This is a genomic window from Streptomyces sp. NPDC058955, from assembly GCF_042741435.1.
GTDB lineage: Bacteria > Actinomycetota > Actinomycetes > Streptomycetales > Streptomycetaceae > Streptomyces.
In genome coordinates, this window is the sequence record NZ_JBHYKM010000078.1 from 24,038 (window position 1) to 26,251 (window position 2,214).

At 70.1% G+C, this 2,214-nt stretch carries 2 protein-coding genes; both read left to right on the plus strand.

What is annotated here, in order from left to right:
- Positions 1-146: 146 nt before the first annotated feature.
- Positions 147-1,127: an aldo/keto reductase gene (locus ACFW1I_RS25825; RefSeq protein ID WP_384674203.1), complete on the plus strand. Its 981-nt coding sequence runs from the start codon at positions 147-149 to the stop codon at positions 1,125-1,127.
- Positions 1,128-1,277: 150 nt separating this feature from the next.
- Positions 1,278-2,096, plus strand: a complete 819-nt coding sequence (locus ACFW1I_RS25830; RefSeq protein ID WP_384674206.1) for a TylF/MycF/NovP-related O-methyltransferase — start codon at positions 1,278-1,280, stop codon at positions 2,094-2,096.
- Positions 2,097-2,214 lie beyond the last annotated feature (118 nt).

Consider the following 2,214-nt stretch of genomic DNA (forward strand, 5'->3'; position numbering starts at 1 on the left):
GGGGGGGGGGGGGGGGGGGGGGGGGCGGGGGCCGGGGGCTCTTTTCTGGGGGGGGGGGCGGGGGGGGGGGGGCGGGGGGGGGGGCGCGCGCCCCCCCCCCCCCCCCGCGAAGCAACAGTCGGAAAGCCAGAAAGAGGCAGGAATCCATGGAGTACACCCGTCTGGGATCGTCCGGACTGAAGGTCAGCCGGCTCGCGCTGGGCTGCATGAGCTTCGGCGTCGCCTCGCCGATCCAGCCGTGGACGCTCGACGACGAGGCCGCCGAGCCGCTCTTCCGGCAGGCGGTCGAGCTCGGCATCACCTTCTGGGACACCGCCAACATCTACGCGATGGGCGTGTCGGAGGAGATCGTCGGGCGCGCGCTGCGGAAGTACACCCGACGCGAGGACGTCGTCCTGGCGACCAAGCTGTTCTTCCCGATGCGGCAGGGGCCCAGCCGCCCCGGACTGTCCCGCAAGGCGATCATCGAACAGCTCGACGCCTCGCTGGACCGGCTCGGCACCGACCACGTCGACCTCTACCAGATCCACCGGTTCGACCCCGAGACGCCGGTGGAAGAGACGATGGAGACGCTGCACGACGTCATCAAGGCGGGCAAGGTCCGCTACATCGGCGCCTCGTCGATGTGGGCCTGGCAGTTCGCCAAGATGCAGCACGCCGCCGAGCTGAACGGCTGGACGAAGTTCGTCACCATGCAGGACCAGTACAGCCTGCTCCAGCGTGAGGAGGAGCGGGAGATGTTCGGCCTGCTCGCCGACCAGGGCGTGGGCAGCCTGCCCTGGAGCCCCCTCGCCGCCGGACTGCTCGCCCGGCCCTGGGGCGAGCGGGGGACGACCCGCGGCGGGACCATCCCGCCCACCGACCCGTACGGGCGTCCGCTGTACCTCGACAGCGACAAGGACGTCGTGGGCGCGGTGGAGCAGATCGCCCGGACGCGCGGTGTGCCGATGGCGCAGGTGGCCATGGCGTGGGTGCTGAAGAACCCCGTCGTCACCGCCCCCGTCGTCGGCGCGACCAGGCCGGGCCATCTCGCCGACGCCGTCGCCGCGCTCGACATCCGGCTCACCGACGAGGAGATCACCGCGCTGGAGTCGTCCTACGCCCCGCGCCTGCCCACGCACTTCTGACGCCGGCCGTTCGACCGGGCGATGACGGTCGATTGGCGGCCCGACTTCATCCGAAGCCGGGCCGCCATTGCCGTCGTCGCCTGTTTTAGGGGCGGTTCAGATTTACCTGCTGGGATGGGTGCCGAAACCGGGGCATAGGAAGGGGCGGAAATGGTGAGCAAGGAAGCCAGGACGGTCGAGAAGACGGTGGATCCGATTGCCTCGGATCTGCCCGACGCCTACCTCGACCTGCTGAAGAAATGCCTTCTTCGGTTCCACGACGGCGCCGCATTCCCCTACACCACCGAATCGGGGGGCGAGGGCGACCAGCGCCTGGCCTACCTGGCGGGCAAGGGGATCATGCCGCACGTGCAGGCGGACACCATGGTCAGCCGGGAGCGGCTCGACAACATCCACCAGGTCACCGCCACCGTCATCAGGGAGGGGATCCCCGGCGACCTCATCGAGACCGGGGTGTGGCGCGGCGGCTCGTGCATCCTGATGCGCGCCGCCCTGACGGCGTACGGCGACAAGACGCGGAAGGTCTGGGTCGCCGATTCCTTCGACGGATTCCCGCCCCCGACCGACAAGTACCCGTCGGACCCCTGGAAGGGCCGCAGCCAGGACATCATCGGCACGATGGGCGTTTCCCTGAAGGTCACCTTCGACGAGGTGAAGGCGCGTTTCGACCAGTACGGACTGCTCGACGAGCGCGTGGAATTCCTGACCGGATTCTTCGAGAACACGCTGCCGAACGCGCCGATCGAGAAACTGGCGGTCCTGCGCCTCGACGGCGACCTCTACCAGTCGACCTACGAGGCCCTTGAGGCCCTTTACCCGAAGCTCTCGGTCGGCGGCTACTGCATCATCGACGACTACTTCTACACGATGTGCAGCAAGGCCGTGGACGACTACCGCCGCCAGCACGGCATCGACGACCCCATCGAGGCGGTCGACTGGACCTGTGTCCAGTGGCGCAAGACCAAGTAGGACGCACGACGACCACCCGGGACACCGGTGGAGGGGGGCGGCGCCCGCCGCCCCCCCCCCCGGCGCGGCGGGGGGCGGGGGGGGCGGGCCGGCCGCCCGCCCGCGCCGGCGGCCCCCC